This window comes from Tateyamaria sp. LSS28, from assembly GCF_059611725.1.
On the sequence record NZ_JCAPFI010000012.1, the window covers coordinates 44,226 to 65,890 of the forward strand.

Here is a 21,665-nt window from a genome sequence, read left to right on the forward strand (position 1 = left end):
CTAGAACCGCAACACGATGCGGCTGTTGCCGCGCACCGCGCGTACGGTGGTGCCACGGCGCGCTTCGGACAGGATGGCCGCAGCCTGCGCAGGGGTCTCAATGTCCTGCCGGTCGATCCGTTGCAGCACATCGCCACGACGCAATCCGACACGGCGGCCTATCGGGCCTTCGTCCAGAACCACCACGCCGTCCGCCGCGATGGGCAGGTTCAGTTCGGCCAGAATAGCCGGATTGATGCGCGCCAAGGTGAGGCCCGGCAGGCTTGCATCTTCGGAGAGTGTCGTCTCTTCACGCGGCGGGCTGTCTGGCGGTGGGATGAGGGCGACGGTCAACACGTCTTCCTCACCATCACGCAGGCGGGTCATTGTGGCACTGTCCTGATCGCTGGCAACGCTCATACGGAACAGCATTTCGCCAGGGCTGCCCACGGTCGCGCCATCAACGGCCAGCACCACGTCGCCCACCTCAAACCCGGCGTCGGCCAGCGGGCTGGCCGGGTGCAGACCGGCAAGCATGATGCCACCGGGTCGGTCACGGCCGAGCGTCTCGGCCAGATCGACGTCAACCGCCTGCCCTGTAGCCCCGGCCCAAGGCCGAATGAAACGGTCATTGCCGTCCCGTGCCTGTTTGACAAACGCCGCCACCAGATCAGCCGGAATGGCAAAGCCGATCCCGTTCGACCCGCCCGAACGGCTGAGAATGCGGGTGTTGATGCCCAGAAGTTGGCCGCGCATGTCGATCAGCGCACCGCCAGAGTTGCCCGGGTTGATCGGTGCGTCGGTCTGAATGAAATATCCTGCCCCGCGCCCATTGCTGCCGCCCGAGCGCGCAAGGCCCGACACAATGCCCGACGACACGGTCTGCCCCACGCCAAAAGGGTTGCCGATGGCGAGGGTCAATTCGCCCACCTCAACCGTTTCACTGTCGCGTAAGGATAGAAACGGAAGGTCCTTTGCATCGTCGATCTTGAGGATCGCCAGATCACTTTCCTGATCCCCGAGCAGCACGCGGGCATCATATTCACGCCCGTCATTCAGCACGACCCGGATATCGGTCGCTTGCCCCACCACGTGGTAGTTCGACACGACAATCCCATCCTCACCAAGGATGACGCCGGACCCGAGCGAGTTCTGCACACGCAGTTGAGGTTGCCCGAACCCTTCGAACAAACGTTCGAAGAACGGATCGTCCATGAAGGGCGTGCGCGCACGCGCCTGGGTGACAAAGCGCACATAGATATTCACGACCGCCGGGGCCGTTTCGCGCACCAGCGGTGCAAAACTGAGGGTGATTTCCGACTGGTTTTGCGGCACGCGCGTTTCTGCCTGCGTACCTTGGGCAAACAGGCCAAGTAAAATGATCAAAAACAGGTGTTTCATGGCCGTCCTCGTCTGCGTCTGGATATGCGCCCTGCCCCGGACAAATGCAACAGAACTGACCGAACGCAATTCCGGCCCCCAGCTGAGAGATACAATGAGGGCATGCATATATTGCTCGGAGACAGAGCAAAGGAGAACCAAAGAAATGGCAAAACTAGATCGGGGCACCTTGGTCGTCGTGGCTGACGGTGAAAAGGCGCTGTTCCTGCGCAATCTGACAGATCGGCGAAACCCCAAATTCGAAGTGACGGACGTGGAAGCGCAAGAGAACCCTCCGTCCCGCGCGCAATCGACCGACCGGCCCGGGCGCATGAAGGATGGTGGACCGGGTCAATCGTCCGCCCTGGAGGATACGGATTGGCACACCTTGGCCAAGGATCGGTTCGCCAAGGAATTGTCCAGCATGTTGTATGCTGAAGCGCACAAGGGCGCATTCGACAAGCTGGTTCTGGTGGCATCACCGCAGGTGCTGGGCGTGCTCCGCGCCGACATGCACATCGAGGTCACGGCCAAGATCGTTGCCGATATCCCCAAGACGCTGACCAATCACCCGGTGCACGAGATCGAGAAGATCGTGAAGGCCGAACTTGGTCTCTTTTGAAACGCAAAACGCCGCCCCGGATCAGGGGGCGGCGTTTCCGCTTCGCTGTGCGCAAAGCCTTATTCTTCGGCAGCGTCTTCTGCTGCGACGCGGGCCTTGTCAGCGGCGCCCTTGGCGTCGCGGTCGCGGTCCACGAATTCGATGATCGCCATGGGCGCCATGTCGCCATAGCGGAAGCCAGCCTTCAGAACACGAATGTAGCCGCCTTGGCGCTCGGCATAGCGTGGGCCAAGGACGTCAAACAGCTTGGCAACGTATTGCTCTTCTTTCAACTTGGACGCGGCCTGACGACGGGCGTGCAGATCACCGCGCTTGGCGAGCGTGATCAGCTTTTCAACGATAGGCTTCAGTTCCTTGGCCTTGGGCAAGGTTGTCTTGATTTGCTCATGTTCGATGAGCGAGCCTGCCATGTTTGCGAACAGAGCCTTGCGGTGCTCATGTGTCCGGTTCAGGCGGCGGTAACCACGTGCGTGACGCATTTTTCTTCTCCAAATCGTGCCCTCTACGGGCTGTTTTGCTTTGTCTGGCCCGCGATGCGTGTCTTGGGCTCTCCTTGGGGCGTTATGCCCGGTCGTCGGGTGGGCGTGACCGCCCACCCTAATGGCTATTAGAAGTTGTCTTCGAACTTCTTGGCCAGATCTTCGATGTTGTCCGGCGGCCAGTCCTCGACATCCATGCCAAGGTGCAGCCCCATGCCCGACAGCACTTCCTTGATCTCGTTCAAGGACTTGCGGCCAAAGTTCGGCGTGCGCAACATCTCTGCTTCGGTCTTCTGGATGAGATCGCCGATATAGACGATGTTGTCGTTCTTCAGGCAGTTTGCCGAACGAACGGACAGTTCCAGCTCGTCCACTTTCTTCAGCAGAAGCGGGTTGAACTCGAGGCCATCGTCATCGTCTTGACGGCTTGCCGATTCCGGTTCGTCGAAGTTGACGAAGATGCCCAACTGATCCTGCAGGATGCGCGCAGCAAAGGCCACGGCATCGTCAGGGCTGATGGAGCCATCGGTTTCGACCTTCATGGTCAGCTTGTCATAGTCCAGCACCTGGCCCTCGCGGGTGGGCTGCACGTCATAGCTGACCTTCTTGACCGGCGAATAGATCGCATCGATCGGGATCAGACCGATAGGCGCGTCTTCCGGCTTGTTCTTGTCCGCCGACACATAGCCCTTACCGGTATTCACGGTCAGTTCCATGTAGACATCCGCACCATCGTCGAGGTGACAGATGACCAGATCGCGGTTCAGGATCTCGATCCCGGCGCTTTCCGAGATGTCACCAGCCGTCACAACGCCCGGACCCTTGGCAGAAATCGACAGGCGCTTGGGCCCTTCGACTTCCATGCGCAGGCTGACCTGCTTGAGGTTCAGGATGATGTCGGTGACGTCTTCACGCACACCGGCGACAGACGAAAACTCGTGCAATACGTTGTCGATCTGCACAGACGTGATGGCCGCGCCTTGCAGCGACGACATCAGCACGCGGCGCAGCGCGTTGCCCATGGTCAGGCCAAAACCGCGTTCCAGCGGTTCAGCAACAACGGTGGCCTGTCGTGCGGGTTCATTGCCCGGCTTGACGTCAAGCTGCTGCGGCTTGATCAGTTCGGCCCAGTTCTTATGGATCATGCGTCCCTCCATTCCTGTCGACGCGCCATGTCCCAACGCGCGACTCCCGAGGTTTCAAAAAGCAGATTGGGGCCGTGCAAAACACGCGGCCCCAAAAGGTGTTGGATGTCGCTTAGACGCGGCGACGCTTGGGTGGGCGGCAGCCATTGTGGGCAATCGGCGTCACGTCGCGGATCGACGTGATGTTGAAGCCAACAGCAGCCAACGCGCGCAAAGCCGATTCACGACCCGAACCTGGGCCCTGCACTTCGACTTCCAGCGTTTTGACGCCGTGATCCTGAGCTTTCTTGCCAGCATCCTCTGCTGCCATCTGGGCCGCATAGGGTGTCGACTTGCGCGAGCCTTTGAAACCCATGGTGCCAGCAGACGACCATGCGATCGCGTTGCCTTGCACGTCCGAGATCAGGATCTTGGTGTTGTTGAACGAAGAGTTCACATGCGCCACGCCTGCGGCGATGTTCTTGGAGACCTTTTTCTTGGCTCCACGGCGGGTATCACGTGCCATTGGTGCGTCTCCTTATTTCTTCTTGCCAGCAATGGCCTTTGCGGGGCCTTTGCGGGTGCGAGCGTTGGTGTGTGTGCGCTGACCACGGACGGGCAGGTTGCGACGGTGGCGCAGGCCACGGTAGCAGCCCAGGTCCATCAGGCGCTTGATGTTCATCTGTGTCTCACGACGCAGGTCACCCTCGACGGTAAAGTTCTCGTCGATGTGCTCGCGGATTTTCAGAACTTCAGCATCGCTGAGTTCGTTCACACGGCGGCTGGCATCGATACCAACTGCTTCGCAGATTTTCTGAGCTGAGGTGTTGCCGATACCCGTGATATAGGTCAGGGCGATCGGAACGCGTTTGGCTGTGGGGATGTTGACCCCTGCAATACGTGCCACTTGGGCTTTCCTTTCGTTGCGAGCCCGTCATTCCAGGCCCTTTTTTCACAACATAAGGCCCAAGGATTTTGCCCCCGGGCCTGCAGCTGATCAGGTGATCCGACCGGACGCGTTCCGGTCTTTGATTCTCGTTAGAGATGGCGTGAAATAGGCGTTGATTCAAAGGGCGTCAACCCCTGCGGTGTAGCGAAACCCCTGAAGCGCTGGGTGAAATCTAAACGAATGAGACATCAACGGGGAAACAGACCGCTAAGCAGTTTTTTCGAGGAAGGGATTGTCGCCTCTCTTCAATTCAAAGCCGGGGTTTGCAGCCAGAAATTCGTCCGTAGCGGTGCGGCAACCGCCATAGGCGTGGTAGTCGTCTATGACAATTACTCCGCCTGTACACATGCGCGGCGCGATGTAGTCCAAGCAAAGCTTAACGGGATCATACCAATCGCAATCAACATGTGCGAAACAGATCGTTTCAATATTGGTTTGTGGCAGCGTGTCTTCAAACAATCCTTTGGTCAGTTTTGTCATACCGTCTGTCAGATCAAGATTGTTGGAACGGAAGGTTGCGCAAACACTGCCGTACAACTCCTCCTGATATCCATAGTATGTCTTACCGCCCAGCCCAACGGATCCGCCCGATTTGATGGTCTGATACCGAGACTTCGATTTCTCATCGTCTTTGACAGAGGCAGGTGCCGGGATCATGCCAAAGACATCGAATCCTTCAAACGACTGGCCAACGTTTCGCGCGTGTTTTGCGATGACCACGGCCGAACCACCCAATGCAACCCCAAACTCAAGATAGTGCCCGGGCAAACCTGCGCGACCAAGGCGGTGAAGTACCGACTCGATCCGCAGCAGCTTTTCATCTGTCAAATAGGTCAAGCCCTCACTCTGCATGCGTTTTGCAAGTGGCGACAACCGCGGCCTAAGCGCTTTCCTCACTCGGCGCTCAATGCCCTTTAGCAGAATACGCACAGCCAGACTTAATTGAGGTGCGCGGCTATCGCCGCTTTCACATCGTCAATCTCGCCCAGCCCATCAACCTTCGTCAGCTGGCCCTTGGCATAGTAGTAGCCGATCAGCGGAGAGGTCTTCTTGTAGTACTCCATCAGGCGGGTCTTGAGGCTTTCCTCGTTATCGTCCGCCCGGCGCTTGAACTGGTTTTCGGCGCCGCAGTTGGTGCACTTGCCGTCCGACGGGATCGGCTTGGTATTGTCGTTATAGACCTCACCGCATGCGCCACATGTCGAGCGGGCAACGATGCGGGCGACAAGCGCCTCGTCATCCACTTCCATCTCGATCACAGCGTCCAGGGTCTCGCCCTTCTCCGCCAGCAGATCGGCCAAGGCATCGGCCTGCGCCAAAGTGCGGGGAAAGCCGTCAAAGATGAAACCGTTGGCTTTGACTGTTTCAAGCTGTTCGCGGATCAGGCCAATCACGATCTCGTCCGTGACAAGCGCACCGCGGGCCATGACATCGGCCACGATCTGGCCCATCTCAGTCCCGCTATCCTTGGCAGCGCGGAGCATGTCGCCTGTCGACAATTGCACCATGCCCCGTTCTTCAACCAGAAAACGCGCCTGCGTTCCCTTGCCCGCGCCCGGCGGGCCCAAGAGAATAATGTTCATCAGCTGTCCCCTCCCTGGACCGCCTTAGCGACGGACAGGGCTCCTTTTGCGGCGGGTCTTGTTGCCCTTACCGCGCAGTTGCGATTTCTCGATCAAGCCTTCGTACTGGTGGGCCAACAGGTGGCTTTGTACTTGCTGGATCGTGTCCATGGTCACAGATACCACAATCAGCACGGATGTCCCGCCAAAGTAGAACGGAATGGCGAACTCACCGCGCAGAATTTCGGGCAGCAGACAGACCAGCGCCAGGTAGGCTGAACCCAGAACCAGCACGCGGTTGACCACGTATTCGAGGTATTCGGCAGTTTTCTTGCCGGGGCGAATACCAGGGACAAAGCCGTTCTGGTTCTTGAGGTTGTCGGCCACGTCATCGGGTTTGAAGCTGACGTTGAACGTATAGAAATAGGCAAAGAAGACGATCATCGCTGCAAAGAACAGCAGGTACAGCGGCTGACCGGGGCCAAAGTTGGCCAAGAGCCACGACATGATCGGGCTGGTCGAGTTGCCAGAGAAGGTCGAGATCGTCACGGGCAGCAGCAGCAGCGACGAGGCAAAGATCGCAGGGATCACGCCCGCAGGGTTCACCTTGACCGGCAGGTGCGAGGACCCACCGTCATAAACCTTCATCCCCACCTGACGGCGCGGATACTGGATGTGGATCTTGCGCAGCGCGCGCTCCATGAACACCACGAAGGTGATGGTCACCACGACCATCAATATCACACCCACGATGATCGCAGGGCTCAACGCGCCCGAGCGACCACTCGCAAAGAACTGCGCCAGCGCCGCAGGCACCTCGGCAATGATGCCGACAAAGATGATCAGTGAAATACCGTTGCCGATGCCGCGTGCGGTGATCTGCTCACCCAGCCACATCAGGAACATGGTGCCGCCCACCAGCGTGATCAGGCACGACATACGGAAGAACATGCCCGGATCGGTCACCAGATCGCCGGATTCCAGCGATACAGCAAGGCCATAGGCCTGCAAGGTCGCCAGTGCCACCGTGCCGTAGCGGGTGTATTGGTTGATCTTCTTGCGCCCCTGCTCGCCCTCTTTCTTGAGCTGTTCGAGCTTGGGTACCATCGAGGTCAGTAGCTGCACGATGATCGAGGCCGAGATGTAAGGCATGATGCCAAGGGCAAAGATGCCCATCCGGCCCAGCGCACCACCGGTGAACATGCTGACCATGCCGCCAATGCCTTGGCCTGCACTTTCCATGAACTCCCGCAGGGCAGCCCCGTCGATGCCGGGCACCGGGATAAAGGTGCCAAGGCGGTAGACGATCAGCAGACCGAGGGTGAACAGGATGCGGTTGCGCAGGTCGGTGGCTTTACCAAGAGCGCTCCAGCTCGTGTTGGCGGCCATATTCTCGACGGCAGATACCATGCGGGTGTGTTCCTTTATGGCGAAACGCCGCCCAAACCGTTTTCCGGCGGGCGGCGTAGGAAAAACTAGAGACTATGTAAGCCGCATATTCGCGGCTCACAAGGCGTCAAACTGGCTTACTCGGCGGCCGCCGCGGCTGTGGTCAACGACCCACCCGCTTTTTCAACGGCTTCGACGGCCGATTTGGACGCGCCAGTCACAGCAAGTTCAACTTTCGAGGTGATCTCACCTTTGGCCAGAACGCGGATACCGTCCAGCTTGCGGCGCACCAGGCCCGAAGCGATCAGCGCATCTTCATCGATGGCTTTTTTCGCGTCGATCTTGCCGGCGTCGATGAATTTCTGGATCAGGCCCAGGTTCACAACGGCAAATGCCTTGCGGTTCGGCTTGTTGAAGCCGCGCTTGGGCAGACGTTGGTAGAGGGGCATTTGCCCGCCTTCGTAGCCGTTGATGGCCACACCCGAACGAGATTTCTGACCTTTGATACCACGGCCACCCATCTTACCGGTGCCGGAGCCAGGACCACGGCCCACGCGCTTGCGGGGCTTTGTTGCGCCAGGATTGTCGCGCAGTTCATGCAGTTTCATATCGCTTCTCCTTGCCGGATGTGCCCCACGAAGCGTGAACGGGACAACCACGGCGTTTCTTGGTTTTGATTCTCGTGGCGCAAGACGCCACCGGGGGCGTATAGACCCAGCACCCGGACGGATCAAGCCCCGTCCACCTCATCCATGGGCCGTATATCTGTGGCGCAAAGCCTCTACACCTCGCCGCGACAGCCCGTTTTGCACACTGTGTCGCAAGATTTTGATTCACAGACCAGAATTTGGCCGATAGAGGTGAAAATCACATAACAAAAAACAGCCCTCGCAATGGGGGCGCGCAGTCAACAGGCCATCGGAGACGCACAAAGTGCTCCAAGACTTTCTTCAGCATCCCGGTGTTGTGCACCGCGCGGGCATCGCCGCGGCGGTTCTGAGCGTCTATGCGTTCTGGCCTTACATCCGTGACATACTGACAAACCGGACCCGGCCCGAACGCGCGTCCTGGCTGATCTGGGCCGTGCTAAGTGCCGTGTCCCTGCTAAGCCAGATCTATGAAGGGGCTGACGGATCACTGGGTTTTGCCATCGCGCAAACGGCGGGCACGGTCATCATCTGCGGCCTAACCTTCTGGAAAACCACCGGCCTGCGGTTCAAGACCGACGACAGCCAGGTGCTGACCGCCACCGCCGTGGGCATCTGGCTGTGGGCGGAAATGGAAAGTGCCGCCTATTCGCTGTTCGTCACGATAACCATGTCGATGATGGGCGGGCTTCTGACCATGCAAAAGGCCTTCCTTGATCCCAAGTCTGAAACATGGGCAACCTGGGCCGCCTTCTTCGTGTCGGCGGCGCTGGCCGTTGTGGCGATTGGCGGGGCGGACTGGCTGCTCTTGGCGTATCCGCTTTATGTCATGGTCCTGTCAGGTGGCATCATGCTGTGCATGGGCGCAGGTCACGTAAGGGCGGCGCGGCGTGCCCCCACCCTGCCCGACACCCCTCACCAGCAGCTGACCCTGTCTGTCATGTCGTTTCAACGGGCGGGTTCACCCAGCGTGTCGGAGTAAACGGCCGCGCAATAGCGCCCTCCAGAAGCTCAAGCCGGTCCTGCCCATAGAACACCTCGCCCTCCAGAACATATGTTGGCGATCCGAAAACACTGGTCGCAAGGGCCGCCTGGCTGTTGGCTGCATATTGGGCCGCAACCTCTTCGGATCGTGCCCGCGCAAGCAACTCATCGGCGTCATGCCCCAGACCCTTGGCAAGCGCACGCAGCGTCGGCACATCTGACAGGTCCGCATCGTCGCGCCAATGCGCTTCGAGGATCGCATGGGCCATGGCGTCCACCTGATCCCCACGATCACCAAGGGCGAGGATCATGCCGCTGGCTAGCGTGTAGTCCGCGTCGTGATGGGTCGGGCGAAATGACACCACCGGCACATCGCGCAATTCGGCCCACCGCTCGATCTCGCGGCCAAAGAAGTAATCCACATGCGCCTGCGTGCGCGCCCGGAAGGGCAGACTGCCCTGCGCCTCGACCACAGGGGACAAGGCAATGGGTCGGTGCACAAGGGTCAGACCATGGGTGGCACAGATCTGCATGACCTTGGCGGAGCCAAGATAGGCAAAGGCGGAATGGGCGGAGTAGTAGTAGGTGAGGTCTGTCATGCGACGCAGGCTAGGCGTCAAATCCATGTTCCACAACGCTTGCGACATTGCTTTTGGTTTGCGGGTGGTGCCATCCTGCCGTCGATGATTGCCCTCCGTCCCCTGATGGTGGCCACTGCACTTGCGGCCACCCTGCCCACGATGCTGTCCGCGACGGGATGCGCACGGGACGCGATGCTGGTGTTTGACGGCTCGGCGTCGATGGACGAACTCAGCTTCGATGTCTCACGCAAGACGCGGATCGTGGATGCCCGCACGGCGCTGCGGGATACCCTGCCCGACATCACACCGTTTCGCCGGGTTGGTCTGCTGACCTACGGGCCCGGTGCAAGTGCCGACAGTTGCGCCAATATCGACCTGCGCTTTGGTCCACGGGCCGATGCGGCAGCCGCCATTGTGGATCAGATCGACACCCTGCAACCCAAAGGGCTGACAGCTCTGGCCGCGTCCGTTCGGGCCGCCGCCGATGCGCTCGATCACCGCAACCGGTCGGGTATCGTCGTGTTGGTCACGGATGGCAACGAAACCTGCGGCGGGCGCCCCTGCGCCCTGGGCACCGCGCTCGCCCAAGAGGCAACGGACCTGACCGTGCATGTCATCGGGTTTCAGGTCGTTGTGGATTTCTTCAGCTGGGACAACCCCGAGCAGGTGGACGTGGGCGCAGGCAACACGGTCGCCAAATGCCTCGCCGATCGGACGGGCGGGCTCTATGTCTCAACAGATACAGTGGACGAGTTGGCGGACGCACTGCGCGCAACATTGGGCTGTGCGTTGATCGGGTCCGTCCCTCCGGCACCGATCCCTCCGTTCAGTGCCTTCGAAACATCAACCGCCCCACGCCGTCAGACATGAACCAACACTGACTGTCGGCCTGCCCTTCGAGGACGGACCCAAAAGGGGTGATGCCTTTCCAGTAAATCGCACGTCCCTGCGCCTACTCCACCCAAACGGGAAGGTATGGAAAACCGGACTGGCGTGAAACGCGCGGGTCGGGCCTACTCCCCCCATAACACTTCAGCCGAACCACATTATCGGCATCCGCAATTTATTTTTTAAGGAGCCGCGCCCGGTCAAACCGGGCGCGCATTTCAGGACACCTACGGTATTGTTTGACGTCATCTTTCAGGATCCCAACCTGCTATGGCTGATCGGGATCGCATCCGCATTGCTCAGCACCTATGCCTATCTGCCCTATGTCTTCGACACACTGTCGGGTCGGACACGGCCGCAACGCGCGTCGTGGATGATTTGGTCTGTTTTGGGCAGCATCGCGCTGGCGTCCCAGATCTACGAGGGGGCCAGCGCATCGCTTTGGTTCGCAGCCATACAGGTAGGCGGCACGGTCCTGATCTTCCTTCTGTCGCTCAAGCACGGAACCGGCGGCTTCCTGAACCGCTCAGATGCTTGCGTGCTGGCCGCAGCCGCCGTGGGCGTGCTGGCCTGGGCGCTGACCGAAACAGCCGTCTACGCGCTGGCCATCACGATCACGATTTCGATGATGGGCGGGGCCATCACGGTGACCAAGGCCTTTCGCACCCCCGAGACCGAAACACTAACCACGTGGTCGGCGTCCTTTGTTGCGGCCACACTCGCCATCGTCGCCGTGGGTGGTCTGGACTGGGTGCTGCTAGCCTATCCGCTGTACCTTTGGGTCCTGAACGGGGCCATTGTCGCCGCCATCCTGCTGGGGCGTGCCCATCAGGCGCGTGCACCAATCTTTGTCCCACGCCATACGAAAAACGCCGCGCAGGTCCTGCGCGGCGTCTAAGTTCAGTAGGATCTTGCGATCCGTCCGGGGCGTTTAGCCCTTCTCTTCGATGATCTCGACCATGTGAGGGATCGAGTTGATCATACCGCGCACGGAAGGTGTGTCTTCCAGCTCGCGGGTTTTGTGCATCTTGTTCAAGCCCAAGCCGATCAGGGTCGCGCGTTGTTTCGCGGGACGACGGATGGGGGAGCCGATCTGCTTGACGACGATTGTCTTAGCCATGGATCTCAGGCCTCCTCGGTTGCCGCTTCGGCAGCGGGTGCTTCATCGCGCTTGGGCAGGATGTCCGAGACTTTCTTGCCACGACGCTGCGCAACACCACGGGGCGACTGCTCTTTGCGCAGGCCGTCCATCGTGGCGCGGATCATGTTGTAAGGGTTCTGCGAGCCGATGGATTTGGACACAACGTCCTTCACACCCAGCATTTCAAACACGGCACGCATCGGACCACCGGCGATGATACCAGTACCCTCAGGGGCGGTGCGCATGACGACCTTGCCGGCGCCGTGGCGACCTTCCATGTCGTGGTGCAGCGTCCGACCTTCGCGCAGTTGCACGCGGATCATCTGACGCTTGGCTTGCTCGGTGGCTTTGCGAATGGCCTCGGGGACCTCTTTCGCTTTACCTTTGCCGAAGCCGACGCGGCCCTTCTGGTCGCCAACAACGACGAGTGCGGCGAAACCAAAGCGCTTACCACCCTTCACGGTTTTCGACACACGGTTGATCGCAACCAGGCGATCTGCAAATTCCGGTGCCTCGTCGCGGTCGCGACGGTTGCCCCGGCGGTTATCACGTTCTGCCATCAGAACATCCTTTGAATTGGTGGCTTGCGCCAGTTTACTCAATCCTGGTGGGCCGGAATGGCCCCCGGATCATCGGAGGGGCGTCGCCGCCCCTCTCAGGGTCTTAGATCTTCAGACCGCCTTCACGCGCAGCGTCGGCCAGAGCCTTCACCTTGCCATGAAAGAGGAAACCACCGCGGTCGAAATATGCTTCGTCCACGCCAGCTTTCTTCGCGCGCTCGGCAATCGCGGTGCCCACCTTGGTGGCGGCTTCCACGTTGTTCTTGCCGACGACGCCCAGATCCTTTTCCAGGGTCGAAGCCGAGGCCAGGGTCACGCCGTTCACATCGTCGATCAGCTGCACGCTGATGTTCTTGTTGGAACGGTGCACGCTCAGGCGGGGACGCCCGGCGTTGACCTTGCGAAGTTTGTTCCGGACGCGCAGGCGGCGCTTGAGGAACAGGGTCCGTTTGCTGTTTGCCATCTGTCTGGTCCTTACTTCTTCTTGCCTTCCTTGCGGAAGATGAACTCGCCCTTGTAGCGGATGCCTTTGCCCTTGTAGGGCTCGGGCTTGCGCCACTCGCGGATTTTCGCGGCCACTTCGCCGACCTGCTGCTGGTCGATACCTTCGACAACAATCTCGGTCTGCTTGGGCGCGGTCACTGTGACACCCTCGGGTGCTACGAAATCCACATCGTGGGACAGGCCAAGGTTCAGTTTCAGGGTGTTGCCCTGCATCTGCGCCCGGTAACCCACACCTTGGATCTCCAGCTCTTTCTTGAACCCTTCGGTCACGCCGGTCACGCAGTTCTGCACCTGCGTGCGGGACATGCCCCACTGCTGGCGCGCGCGCTTGGACTTGCCGCGGGGCACGATGGTAACAACGTTGTCCTCAACATTGAGGGTCACGTCGTCGGTGGCGGTGAAGCTGCGGGTCCCCTTGGGGCCTTTCACTTCGATCGTCTGACCGGAGACGGATGCGGATACACCCGAGGGCAGATCGACCGGTTTTTTACCAATACGAGACATCTGCTGTTCTCCTTAGAAGATCGTGCAAAGCACTTCGCCGCCAACATTCTGGCTACGTGCGTTTGCATCCGACATCACGCCCTTGGAGGTGGAGACAATCGACACACCCAGACCCTGACGGACCTGCGGGATGTCGCCCACACCCATGTACACACGACGGCCGGGCTTGGACACGCGCTTAAGCTCGCGGATCACAGGCTCGCCTTCATAGTACTTGAGGCTGATTTCGATGGCCGGGTGGCCGTTGGCACCGGTGGTTTCTTCGAAGCCACGGATGTAACCCTCGTCCGCCAGCACTTCCAGAACGCGCACACGCAGTTTGGACGCAGGCGTCTCAACCACGGATTTGCCACGCATTTGGCTGTTACGGATGCGGGTGAGCATATCGCCGATAGGATCGTTCATAACTTATCTCTCCCTTACCAGCTCGATTTCACCATGCCGGGGATCTGGCCTTGCGAGCCAAGGTCCCGCAGCGCGATCCGGCTGATCTTCAGCTTGCGATAATACGCATGCGGACGACCGGTCAGCTGGCAGCGGTTGTGAAGACGCGTGGCCGAGCTGTTGCGGGGCAGTTTTGCCAGCTTCAGCGAGGCGCGGAAACGCTCTTCCATCGGTTTGGTTTCGTCGCTGATGATTGCTTTGAGCTCGGCACGCTTTGCGGCGTACTTTTTCACCAGCTTCTCGCGCTTCACTTCGCGCGCGATCATGGATTTTTTAGCCATATCTTTTTCCTCTGCGCTTACGAGTTGAAGGGCATGTTGAAATGCTTCAGCAAGGATTTTGCCTCGGCATCGGTTTCGGCAGTCGTGGTGATCACGATGTCCATCCCCCAGGTCTCGTCGACCTTGTCGAAGTCGATCTCGGGGAAGACGATGTGCTCTTTCATGCCCATGGCATAGTTGCCACGGCCATCAAAGGAGCTACCGGAGACGCCGCGGAAGTCGCGGACGCGGGGCAGCGCGATGGTGACCAGACGGTCCAGGAATTCATACATGCGGTCGCCGCGCAGGGTGACTTTGGCACCCAAGGGCATGTCCTCACGCACCCGGAAACCCGCGATGGATTTCTTGGCTTTCGTGGTCAATGCCTTTTGACCGGCGATGGCGGTCAGGTCTTCCTGTGCCGATTTGGCTTTCTTGCTGTCACGGACAGCTTCAGCACCGCAACCGATGTTCAGAACGATCTTGTCCAGACGCGGGATCTGCATGTCGTTCTTGTAGCCGAATTCCTCTTTCATGGCAGCGCGGATGCTGTCCTTGAACTGGGCCTTCAGGCGCGGGGTGTAGTTTGCTGTGTCAAGCATCAGATCACGTCCCCTGTTGTCTTGGCAAAGCGCACTTTCTTGTCGCCGTCCATTTTGAAACCAACGCGGGTGGCTTTGCCGTTCGCGTCCAGCAGGGCCAGATTGCTCAGGTCGATGGGCATCGCTTTGGGGATGCGGCCGCCTTGGCTTTCCTGGCTTTGACGTGTGGCGCGGATCGCGATGTTCACACCGTCAACGACTGCTTTGTTGGCAGATGGGTTCACGGAAGAAATTGTGCCTTCCTTGCCCTTGTCCTTGCCCGCAAGCACGACGACCTTGTCGCCTTTTTTCAGTTTCGCAGCCATCAGAGCACCTCCGGAGCCAGCGAGATGATTTTCATGAAGTTCTTGCCGCGCAGCTCACGAACGACGGGCCCAAAGATACGGGTGCCGACGGGCTCGTTGTTGTTATTCAGAATAACAGCTGCGTTGCGGTCGAAGCGGATGGCGGTGCCATCTTCACGACGCACTTCTTTGGCGGTGCGTACGACGACGGCCTTGCGGACGTCACCTTTCTTTACGCGACCACGTGGGATGGCTTCCTTGACCGACACGACAATGACGTCGCCGACGGATGCGTATTTACGCTTGGAACCACCCAGAACCTTGATGCACTGAACGCGGCGCGCGCCGCTGTTGTCAGCAACATCCAGGTTTGTCTGCATCTGGATCATTTGGTGTCTCCCGACCTTTGGGGGGCTGATGCGTTCGCCTGATCCCCAGGGTTTCGATTAATGCGGCAAAATGCCGGGGGCTTACGCCTCCAGCACTTCCCAGCGTTTTGTCTTCGATTTCGGCGCGCATTCAATGATGCGAACGGTGTCACCGACCTTGAAGGCATTCTGTTCATCGTGCGCCCGGTACTTCTTGGACTTACGAATGGTCTTTTTCAAAACCGGGTGCGTAAAGCGGCGCTCGACGGACACGGTGACTGTTTGTGCGTTTGCGTCGGAGGTCACGACGCCAGACAGGATACGCTTAGGCATTTCGTGCTCTCCTTATTCGGCCGCTTTGGCGGCTTGTTCGTTGAGGATCGTCTTGACGCGTGCAGCATCGCGACGGACCGAGCGCAGACGCGCCGGGTTCTCAAGCTGACCTGTGGCCTGCTGGAAACGCAGGTTAAAGGCTTCTTTCTTCAGATTTGCCAGCTCATCACGCAGCTGGTCCGGGGTTTTATCCCGAAGTTCCTGGGCGTTCATCGCCATTTTCCTTTTCAACATCACGAGGGTGCCGCCAAAGACGTGACACCGATTCCCGTGGAGTGGGTGAATAGAGGGGCCGTATATGGGGGCAATGCGCTTATGGCAAGGGGGTTTTGACACTTTCGCAACACTGCATAGCCACACGGCTCTGCACCTAATTGACACTATTTGGCGTCACCTCATACCGTACACTAAAAACTAGAAGGGAAATGGTATGGGTGCTCTGGCGCTGTTGGCCCTGTTCGGAATGGCAGGCGCGCTCGTGGTCTTCAGCAATGATGAAGGCGATGACACGACCGAGCCAGCGGATGACGAGGTTGAAGGGACGGAACTCGATATCTCCACAAGCGGTTCGTTCACCGGTACAGACGGCAACGATACAGTGTCCATTACGGGTGGCGCGAATGACGTATCACTCGAAACCGGCGCAGGTGACGACATGATCCTAGGATCTGGAACCCTCGCGTTTGATGCATTCTAAGCCTCGGTTTCTACTGGTGCTGGAGACGACTTGATCGACTTGAACCTCGACAGTTCATCAGTTCATGGAGGTGATGGTAACGACACGATCACTGTGCGCGGTGCAGGTTCTAACGTTTTTGGTGATGCAGGCGATGATCTGATCGACATCACATCTGACGGTGACGTGATGAATGCCTATGGCGGCGAAGGCAATGACACGCTTCAATCGGGACCGCCCGGAACCGCACCATACAATTCAAGCGCCAGTGACAACTTGAATCTTTACGGAGGCGATGGAGACGACCTGATTTATGTGAACGGACCGAGCAGCAGTACCACGGGCTTTATCGAAGTGGGTCATGGAGGCGCCGGTAACGATACAATCGTGATGACAAGCGTTCGCGCAGTTTCGAGCGAAGACCCAGGCTTAGCCGGCGATATCGTCGCTTCAGGCGGCGAAGGCGAAGATACGTTTGTGATCCGCACACATGAAACGATAGCCACAGGTAGCAGTATGGTCGTCGAAAATGTCGATCAAAATGGGTTTCCACAAGGTAGCAACTCTCGTTTGGGATTGTTCAGGATCGAAGACTTTGAGAACGGTGTGGACACCCTTTCAATTGATGCAGATGCGGTTACCGATAGCAGCACGTTGGCCGAGGCACGCCTGGAGGAAGTAGTGAACCGTTCCGGCACAACGGACACGCAATTGATCCTTGTCTATGGAACCGCGGATCAGCAAACCGAAGAAATCACTGTGACGCTTTCCGGTGCGACCGATGTCACGTGGAATGATGTGGAGTTTGTGGGGGATCAAGTGCCAGCCTTGACACCGATTGCGTAGTCGATGCCACGCGATCTCGCACTGGCTCAATGGTGCGTTCCGCGATATTGAGCCGACATGAAAATCACATCCCTCTTCGCCACCCGCCTCTATCACGCGCCCCTCTCCGAATTTGACCCCAAGGTCGACCCGGACGAGCTGGAACAACACTGCTACGCCATCGCCGAGGATGACGAGGCAGGCCACGACTGGTGTGAGGCCGAAGGCTATCCCGGCTACACCTCCTATGCCTCGCTGGACGACCTGCCCTGGCGCTTCCCGATCTTCGCCGATCTGGTCAAGGCGCTCGACGCACACGTCGCGGCGTTCGCCAAGGAACTGGCCTTCGATCTGGGCGACAAGGCGCTGAAGCTCGACAGCATCTGGATCAACATCCTGCCCGAGGGCGGCATCCACACCGGCCACATCCACCCCCACTCGGTCATCTCCGGCACCACCTACGTGGTGATGCCCGACGGCACGAGCGCGCTGAAACTCGAAGACCCGCGCCTGCCAATGATGATGGCATCGCCAGGACGCACAAAAGAAGCGCCAGAGGATCTGGCCCAATTCCACTACGCCAAACCGTCCGTAGGCGATGTGCTGCTCTGGGAAAGCTGGCTGCGCCATGAAGTGCCCATGAATATGGCCGAGGACGAACGCGTGTCGGTCAGCTTCAACTACGGCTGGGAATAGGATCACGAAACTGTCAGCCCAAGTCCGCGAACCAGACTGGCCACAACCCAAGGTCGAACATATTCTCTGAAAACAGTACTTTGATTTCGGAGGACGACCTTTATGCCCCTATCGCGCTTTGCCCTGTCAACGACCGCCCTGCTCGTTTCACCCTCGCTGCTTCTCGCAGAGGGCGGCCCCGTCAGCGATGACGTGATCGCCGCCCAACGCGAGGCCTTGGCAGCCGAGACTGCGGGCAAGGGATACGGCCCACAGGCACCGCGCGATCTCAATACGCTGACCGGCGACAATGCCCGCACATTCGAGACCGCGCCCACCTATACCGAAATGAACCTGTGCAACATCCACTTCCACGAAGGGGCCGAGCATTCGGGCGGTGAATTCACCACCTATATCGGCAACGGCGATGGCAAGGGCTACAACACCGGCTTTGCCTATGACGGCAAACTGACCGAGGCTGAACTGGCCCCAGTCGATTATCTCGTCGGCCCAGCGGGCAAGAACGGCGCGCTCGAACCCGGCGACACGATCGAAGTCCACTACGTTCACACCACAGCACTGGTTGAGCCCGGCCCCACTCTCGCCTCCTGCCTGAGCGAGGCCATCATCAACCCGCAGCTGCGCGTGGAAACGCAGGTCTTCGTGCTGGTGAATGACGAAAACGCTGCCGATTTCGTGGAACTGACCGCAGTTGGGATGGTGGACGGCTACCATCAGGCGCTGAACATCCCCTCCGATACCGGCACGCCCATCACCTATGCCGGGTCAACCACCGGCCCCAGCTACAACGAGAAAGGCTCGCCCATCCAGGTGTCCTGGAGCGTCCGACCCCGAGTGCAAAAGGTTCATATCGGCAGCATCGCGGCATGGTTTGCGGACAATATCTTTGATGAGCGCAAAGGGCACGGCGTGCGCAATCTGGTGATCAACCCGGACCTGATCTCGAACATCGACAGTTAAGGTTGGGATGGCGGACCACAGGTCCGCCTTACTTTCTGTAGCGCGGTTTTGGGATAACCTGTCCTGCAATGTGCGTGCGGTCCATGCTGGCAGCACGGCCGCACGTTGCTGAGAAAAACGATCCGTACCGGCGAACCTTGGATGGAAGTAATCGGCGAACCGGAATGCGCCCGTGGGCAAGGCTGAATCCGGTAAGCGCCCTATTTCGGCGTCTCGGCTGCCTTCTTGGCCGCCTTTTCCTCTTTCGTCAGTTTGTTGCCCCACTGATTGTTGGACAGGCCCAGCCCGTCCGGCATCGGCTTGGTCTTGCCCTTTTTGACCTCACCGCCCTTGTCGAGGAACGCTTTGATCAGGTCTTCGTCGGTGGTCGGCTTGGGGACGTGTTTCATGGTCTGAGCCTCTCGATGCGGTTGAGAACACCTTAACGGCATCGCGGCGGATAGCTACCGCCAGACTGAGGAAACATTTTCTGTTCACATAGCGATGCGACGAACGCCAAGGGGAAGGTGGATTTAAGAGCCGACCAAATGACAGTTTCAGCCGCGCATGTGCGGAAGCCGGGGGAATGATCCGCCACACTGTGCCAAGCTGCGCCACCGACCGGCCACGGTCTGTCGATCCCAGTGATGCGCTGTCGTTTCCACGTTTTCGGACATGTATGCGAAAAACTCTATTCGTCGCAGCACCAAGCCCCGCCATCGGCAGGCCACGGTCTGTCGACCCAACCTCTGTTCTGCAACGCTTTATGGCAGCCAAGAACATCTTCGATCCAAGCGAAGCGCTGACATCACCCAATCGACAGGCCCGGGGGTGGCCTGTCCCTTCTCGGCAGATTTGGCGCTGCCAAATCACCTGTCAGGCAATGGATGGCGCGGCGGCCTTGATTCCGCGCTGGGATGAAGGCGCAAACGTGGCATTAAGGCAGTAGCGATTACGATAAGGATCAATCGCTGTTGCACTCTTTTCTCTTTCTGCTCACGTTAGGCGTAGACATCGTATTTAGATTTGAATGTATTTGTATTTTGCGTTTCAGTCAGTAAATGCGTCAGCATCTAATTAATGAAGGAAATATTTTTTGGAAGTTTTATTGATCATTCCTGTTTTAGGTGTGCTCTTTTGGGTTACACTTAGATTATATCGTCAAGGGCAGGTCGATGATACACCTTCAACGCCGGCGCCGACGAAACGTACCCACATTTCAGCGAAACCAAGCAAACAGAAACCTTCTCATCCAATACGCGTAACATCGGGCGTTGAACATAATCCTCCTCCAGAAATCCCTGCATCTCGTCAGCTTAATGGCAAAGCTTACGTCATCGACGGTGACACAATTGTCGTTCAAAAAATCAAGGTGCGTTTAGCAGGTATTGACGCACCCGAGCTTGATCAGCCTTGGGGGCAAAAATCAAAGTGGGAAATGGTCAAGATTTGCAAAGGTCAAAATATCCGCGTCGAGTTGACCGGAGACACGTCTTATGACCGGCTGATTGGCACATGTTACTTGCCAGATGGCCGAGATATCGGTGCGGAAATCATCAAGGCCGGTTTGGCTTTGGACGGTGGTCATTTTTCTAAAGGTAAGTACCGCCACTTAGAGCCGGACGGCATCCGCAAAAAACTACGCAACTATGGAAGATGGCGCTAAATCTCCCAAAGAAGAAAACCCCAACGCTCTCACGCTGGGCTCTGAATTCTCACCGTAGAGCGGGCTTCATCCCGCCACCACGTCACAAAACGTCCGGAGCAATTACGAGCGCCTTGATCGGCAGCTTCAAACGAACAACCCAAGCTCAGGTCAATCCAGCCACAACCAGTTTTCGTTGGACCTTATCCGCTTCTCCAGCTCGTCCCAACGCGCGGTGTACTCGCCCTCCAAATCAATTCGCCGCGCAAAACAAACGTCCTCCAGAAGCTCACTCTTTTTGTCAATCGTGGCTATCAACCCTGAGGGCCATTCATGATCCAACAGGTCAAAATCCTCCAACATGAACTTCAGCAAAAATCGACGAATGTCTTCGTCCTTTGGCGCAAGCCTGAAACTCTCCTTCAGAAAGTCTGTTCTATGGGTCCCTGGATCGCCCACGTGCAACAGGTTCTGGTACAGTCGCCCCAGCCAAAACGCTCCCCTGGGATTGCCAGCACTGCGCCAACGAACAAGTGTCGGATAAACGAGCTCAGCAAAAATCTCGTGTCGGATCCTGTCGCAATCCAACGGAAGCCGCGTCAAATACGCATGAACCCAACGGCCAATTTCGTCCGATGACTGAAAGCTATCGATGAACAGGCCAATGCTGGTCTTTGCACGATCCTTAAAACCGGCTTCCAGATTTTGCGAATACTCATGCCAGTGGCGAAGTTCCATATCCAGACAAAACATCGTTGAACACAAAAAGAAAACCCCCGACACTCTCGTGCCGGGGGCTCTCAGATTTCTACCGGGTGCCGCTACGATTGTGCCATTGGCACAATCACCGCGCACGGATTGCGCCCCGATGGGGCGCAATCGGTTTACCAGTCTTCGCGAACGATAACGCGTGTCTTGATTGGCAGCTTCATCGCCGCCAGACGCAGCGCTTCGCGGGCCACGTCATCATTCACACCGTCGATCTCGAACATCACGCGGCCGGGTTTGACCTTGGCCGCCCAACGGTCGACCGAGCCCTTACCTTTACCCATCCGCACTTCGATCGGCTTGGCGGTCACTGGCACGTCGGGGAAGATCCGGATCCAGACCCGGCCCTGACGTTTCATGTGACGCGTCATCGCACGACGTGCAGCTTCGATCTGACGGGCGGTGACCCGCTCGGGCTGGAGCGCCTTCAGGCCGTAGGTGCCAAAGTTCAGGTCGGACCCGCCCTTTGCCTTGCCCTTGATCGAGCCTTTGAACTGCTTACGGAACTTCGTACGCTTTGGTTGAAGCATCT

The 21,665-nt window shown here is 58.4% G+C and carries 33 protein-coding genes; 9 read left to right on the forward strand and 24 right to left on the reverse strand.

Annotation, left to right across the window (positions count from 1 at the left end; translation table 11 throughout):
• The gene (locus tag AC53L6_RS23450) at nucleotides 1-1,380 is read right to left on the reverse strand and encodes a trypsin-like peptidase domain-containing protein (protein ID WP_496909593.1); all 1,380 of its coding nucleotides are present in this window, start codon (nucleotides 1,378-1,380) and stop codon (nucleotides 1-3) included.
• Nucleotides 1,381-1,525: 145 nt separating this feature from the next.
• Here AC53L6_RS23450 and AC53L6_RS23455 point away from each other — a divergent pair, with 145 nt between their 5' ends.
• On the forward strand, nucleotides 1,526-1,981 hold the full coding sequence (locus AC53L6_RS23455; RefSeq protein WP_299707136.1) for a host attachment family protein: 456 nt from the start codon (nucleotides 1,526-1,528) through the stop codon (nucleotides 1,979-1,981).
• A 59-nt stretch (nucleotides 1,982-2,040) separates the two neighbouring features.
• On the opposite strand, the gene rplQ is transcribed toward AC53L6_RS23455, so the two are convergent.
• From rplQ to rplO, 8 genes are all read right to left on the reverse strand, one after another.
• Nucleotides 2,041-2,460, reverse strand: coding sequence for a 50S ribosomal protein L17 (rplQ, locus tag AC53L6_RS23460; RefSeq protein ID WP_299210888.1), 420 nt, complete (start codon nucleotides 2,458-2,460; stop codon nucleotides 2,041-2,043).
• Between the two features lie 128 nt (nucleotides 2,461-2,588).
• Nucleotides 2,589-3,605: a DNA-directed RNA polymerase subunit alpha gene (locus AC53L6_RS23465; RefSeq protein ID WP_039688716.1), complete on the reverse strand. Its 1,017-nt coding sequence runs from the start codon at nucleotides 3,603-3,605 to the stop codon at nucleotides 2,589-2,591.
• A 112-nt stretch (nucleotides 3,606-3,717) separates the two neighbouring features.
• Nucleotides 3,718-4,110, reverse strand: a complete 393-nt coding sequence (gene rpsK, locus AC53L6_RS23470) for a 30S ribosomal protein S11 (protein WP_299210882.1) — start codon at nucleotides 4,108-4,110, stop codon at nucleotides 3,718-3,720.
• Nucleotides 4,111-4,122: 12 nt separating this feature from the next.
• A complete protein-coding gene (rpsM, locus tag AC53L6_RS23475) occupies nucleotides 4,123-4,491 on the reverse strand; it encodes a 30S ribosomal protein S13 (RefSeq protein WP_299210879.1) in 369 nt (122 codons plus the stop codon).
• Between the two features lie 249 nt (nucleotides 4,492-4,740).
• On the reverse strand, nucleotides 4,741-5,370 hold the full coding sequence (locus AC53L6_RS23480) for a TylF/MycF/NovP-related O-methyltransferase (protein ID WP_496909594.1): 630 nt from the start codon (nucleotides 5,368-5,370) through the stop codon (nucleotides 4,741-4,743).
• Nucleotides 5,371-5,471: 101 nt separating this feature from the next.
• Nucleotides 5,472-6,116, reverse strand: coding sequence for an adenylate kinase (locus tag AC53L6_RS23485; protein ID WP_496909595.1), 645 nt, complete (start codon nucleotides 6,114-6,116; stop codon nucleotides 5,472-5,474).
• A gap of 24 nt (nucleotides 6,117-6,140) precedes the next feature.
• Nucleotides 6,141-7,505: a preprotein translocase subunit SecY gene (gene secY, locus AC53L6_RS23490; RefSeq protein WP_299210873.1), complete on the reverse strand. Its 1,365-nt coding sequence runs from the start codon at nucleotides 7,503-7,505 to the stop codon at nucleotides 6,141-6,143.
• Between the two features lie 116 nt (nucleotides 7,506-7,621).
• A complete protein-coding gene (gene rplO / locus AC53L6_RS23495; protein WP_299210870.1) occupies nucleotides 7,622-8,092 on the reverse strand; it encodes a 50S ribosomal protein L15 in 471 nt (156 codons plus the stop codon).
• 325 nt (nucleotides 8,093-8,417) lie between these two features.
• Between rplO and AC53L6_RS23500 the strand changes: the two genes are divergently transcribed.
• Nucleotides 8,418-9,113 (forward strand): hypothetical protein, encoded by a 696-nt coding sequence (locus AC53L6_RS23500; protein ID WP_496909596.1) that lies wholly within the window; start codon nucleotides 8,418-8,420, stop codon nucleotides 9,111-9,113.
• Here the strand turns inward: AC53L6_RS23500 and AC53L6_RS23505 are convergent.
• Nucleotides 9,070-9,714, reverse strand: coding sequence for a 2-hydroxychromene-2-carboxylate isomerase (locus AC53L6_RS23505; protein WP_299751074.1), 645 nt, complete (start codon nucleotides 9,712-9,714; stop codon nucleotides 9,070-9,072). The two genes, AC53L6_RS23500 and AC53L6_RS23505, sit on opposite strands and share 44 nt — an antisense overlap.
• A gap of 105 nt (nucleotides 9,715-9,819) precedes the next feature.
• On the opposite strand from AC53L6_RS23505, the gene AC53L6_RS23510 reads away from it, so the two are divergent.
• Together AC53L6_RS23510 and AC53L6_RS23515 are read left to right on the forward strand one after the other, a co-directional pair.
• On the forward strand, nucleotides 9,820-10,566 hold the full coding sequence (locus tag AC53L6_RS23510; RefSeq protein WP_496909597.1) for a vWA domain-containing protein: 747 nt from the start codon (nucleotides 9,820-9,822) through the stop codon (nucleotides 10,564-10,566).
• 253 nt (nucleotides 10,567-10,819) lie between these two features.
• On the forward strand, nucleotides 10,820-11,482 hold the full coding sequence (locus AC53L6_RS23515) for a hypothetical protein (RefSeq protein WP_496909598.1): 663 nt from the start codon (nucleotides 10,820-10,822) through the stop codon (nucleotides 11,480-11,482).
• A 33-nt stretch (nucleotides 11,483-11,515) separates the two neighbouring features.
• Here AC53L6_RS23515 and rpmD read toward each other — a convergent pair whose 3' ends face one another.
• From rpmD to rpmC, 11 genes are all read right to left on the reverse strand, one after another.
• Complete coding sequence (gene rpmD / locus AC53L6_RS23520; protein WP_290557777.1) at nucleotides 11,516-11,704, reverse strand: 50S ribosomal protein L30; 189 nt, start codon at nucleotides 11,702-11,704, stop codon at nucleotides 11,516-11,518.
• A gap of 5 nt (nucleotides 11,705-11,709) precedes the next feature.
• Entirely contained in the window at nucleotides 11,710-12,285 is a 576-nt protein-coding gene (rpsE, locus tag AC53L6_RS23525; protein WP_299210855.1) for a 30S ribosomal protein S5, read from the reverse strand.
• Nucleotides 12,286-12,388: 103 nt separating this feature from the next.
• Entirely contained in the window at nucleotides 12,389-12,748 is a 360-nt protein-coding gene (gene rplR, locus AC53L6_RS23530; RefSeq protein ID WP_299210852.1) for a 50S ribosomal protein L18, read from the reverse strand.
• Nucleotides 12,749-12,759: 11 nt separating this feature from the next.
• On the reverse strand, nucleotides 12,760-13,293 hold the full coding sequence (gene rplF / locus AC53L6_RS23535; RefSeq protein ID WP_299606027.1) for a 50S ribosomal protein L6: 534 nt from the start codon (nucleotides 13,291-13,293) through the stop codon (nucleotides 12,760-12,762).
• Between the two features lie 12 nt (nucleotides 13,294-13,305).
• Nucleotides 13,306-13,698, reverse strand: a complete 393-nt coding sequence (gene rpsH, locus AC53L6_RS23540; RefSeq protein WP_299606024.1) for a 30S ribosomal protein S8 — start codon at nucleotides 13,696-13,698, stop codon at nucleotides 13,306-13,308.
• 14 nt (nucleotides 13,699-13,712) lie between these two features.
• Nucleotides 13,713-14,018: a 30S ribosomal protein S14 gene (gene rpsN / locus AC53L6_RS23545; RefSeq protein ID WP_299210843.1), complete on the reverse strand. Its 306-nt coding sequence runs from the start codon at nucleotides 14,016-14,018 to the stop codon at nucleotides 13,713-13,715.
• A gap of 17 nt (nucleotides 14,019-14,035) precedes the next feature.
• On the reverse strand, nucleotides 14,036-14,599 hold the full coding sequence (gene rplE, locus AC53L6_RS23550; RefSeq protein WP_299210840.1) for a 50S ribosomal protein L5: 564 nt from the start codon (nucleotides 14,597-14,599) through the stop codon (nucleotides 14,036-14,038).
• On the reverse strand, nucleotides 14,599-14,904 hold the full coding sequence (gene rplX, locus AC53L6_RS23555) for a 50S ribosomal protein L24 (RefSeq protein ID WP_496909599.1): 306 nt from the start codon (nucleotides 14,902-14,904) through the stop codon (nucleotides 14,599-14,601). The genes rplE and rplX overlap by 1 nt, the downstream gene beginning before the upstream one ends.
• Nucleotides 14,904-15,272 carry a 50S ribosomal protein L14 gene (gene rplN / locus AC53L6_RS23560; protein WP_299210834.1) on the reverse strand — a complete coding sequence of 123 codons (369 nt, stop codon included), beginning with the start codon at nucleotides 15,270-15,272 and terminating at the stop codon, nucleotides 14,904-14,906. The genes rplX and rplN overlap by 1 nt, the downstream gene beginning before the upstream one ends.
• Before the next feature lie 81 nt (nucleotides 15,273-15,353).
• Complete coding sequence (gene rpsQ, locus AC53L6_RS23565) at nucleotides 15,354-15,584, reverse strand: 30S ribosomal protein S17 (protein WP_076628854.1); 231 nt, start codon at nucleotides 15,582-15,584, stop codon at nucleotides 15,354-15,356.
• Between the two features lie 12 nt (nucleotides 15,585-15,596).
• Nucleotides 15,597-15,797: a 50S ribosomal protein L29 gene (gene rpmC, locus AC53L6_RS23570; RefSeq protein WP_076630311.1), complete on the reverse strand. Its 201-nt coding sequence runs from the start codon at nucleotides 15,795-15,797 to the stop codon at nucleotides 15,597-15,599.
• 217 nt (nucleotides 15,798-16,014) lie between these two features.
• Here rpmC and AC53L6_RS23575 point away from each other — a divergent pair, with 217 nt between their 5' ends.
• From AC53L6_RS23575 to AC53L6_RS23590, 4 genes are all read left to right on the forward strand, one after another.
• Complete coding sequence (locus AC53L6_RS23575; RefSeq protein WP_496909600.1) at nucleotides 16,015-16,281, forward strand: hypothetical protein; 267 nt, start codon at nucleotides 16,015-16,017, stop codon at nucleotides 16,279-16,281.
• 30 nt (nucleotides 16,282-16,311) lie between these two features.
• Nucleotides 16,312-17,106 carry a hypothetical protein gene (locus AC53L6_RS23580; RefSeq protein WP_496909601.1) on the forward strand — a complete coding sequence of 265 codons (795 nt, stop codon included), beginning with the start codon at nucleotides 16,312-16,314 and terminating at the stop codon, nucleotides 17,104-17,106.
• A 57-nt stretch (nucleotides 17,107-17,163) separates the two neighbouring features.
• Complete coding sequence (locus AC53L6_RS23585; protein ID WP_496909602.1) at nucleotides 17,164-17,781, forward strand: TIGR02466 family protein; 618 nt, start codon at nucleotides 17,164-17,166, stop codon at nucleotides 17,779-17,781.
• Between the two features lie 102 nt (nucleotides 17,782-17,883).
• Nucleotides 17,884-18,741, forward strand: coding sequence for a delta-class carbonic anhydrase (locus AC53L6_RS23590; RefSeq protein ID WP_496909603.1), 858 nt, complete (start codon nucleotides 17,884-17,886; stop codon nucleotides 18,739-18,741).
• A 200-nt stretch (nucleotides 18,742-18,941) separates the two neighbouring features.
• On the opposite strand, the gene AC53L6_RS23595 is transcribed toward AC53L6_RS23590, so the two are convergent.
• On the reverse strand, nucleotides 18,942-19,130 hold the full coding sequence (locus AC53L6_RS23595) for a hypothetical protein (RefSeq protein WP_299210822.1): 189 nt from the start codon (nucleotides 19,128-19,130) through the stop codon (nucleotides 18,942-18,944).
• A 686-nt stretch (nucleotides 19,131-19,816) separates the two neighbouring features.
• Between AC53L6_RS23595 and AC53L6_RS23600 the strand changes: the two genes are divergently transcribed.
• Nucleotides 19,817-20,386, forward strand: coding sequence for a thermonuclease family protein (locus AC53L6_RS23600; RefSeq protein ID WP_496909604.1), 570 nt, complete (start codon nucleotides 19,817-19,819; stop codon nucleotides 20,384-20,386).
• A 150-nt stretch (nucleotides 20,387-20,536) separates the two neighbouring features.
• Here the strand turns inward: AC53L6_RS23600 and AC53L6_RS23605 are convergent, their stop codons facing one another.
• Together AC53L6_RS23605 and rplP are read right to left on the reverse strand one after the other, a co-directional pair.
• Nucleotides 20,537-21,103 (reverse strand): hypothetical protein, encoded by a 567-nt coding sequence (locus AC53L6_RS23605; protein WP_496909605.1) that lies wholly within the window; start codon nucleotides 21,101-21,103, stop codon nucleotides 20,537-20,539.
• A gap of 146 nt (nucleotides 21,104-21,249) precedes the next feature.
• Nucleotides 21,250-21,663 carry a 50S ribosomal protein L16 gene (gene rplP, locus AC53L6_RS23610; RefSeq protein ID WP_299210814.1) on the reverse strand — a complete coding sequence of 138 codons (414 nt, stop codon included), beginning with the start codon at nucleotides 21,661-21,663 and terminating at the stop codon, nucleotides 21,250-21,252.
• Nucleotides 21,664-21,665: the final 2 nt, after the last annotated feature.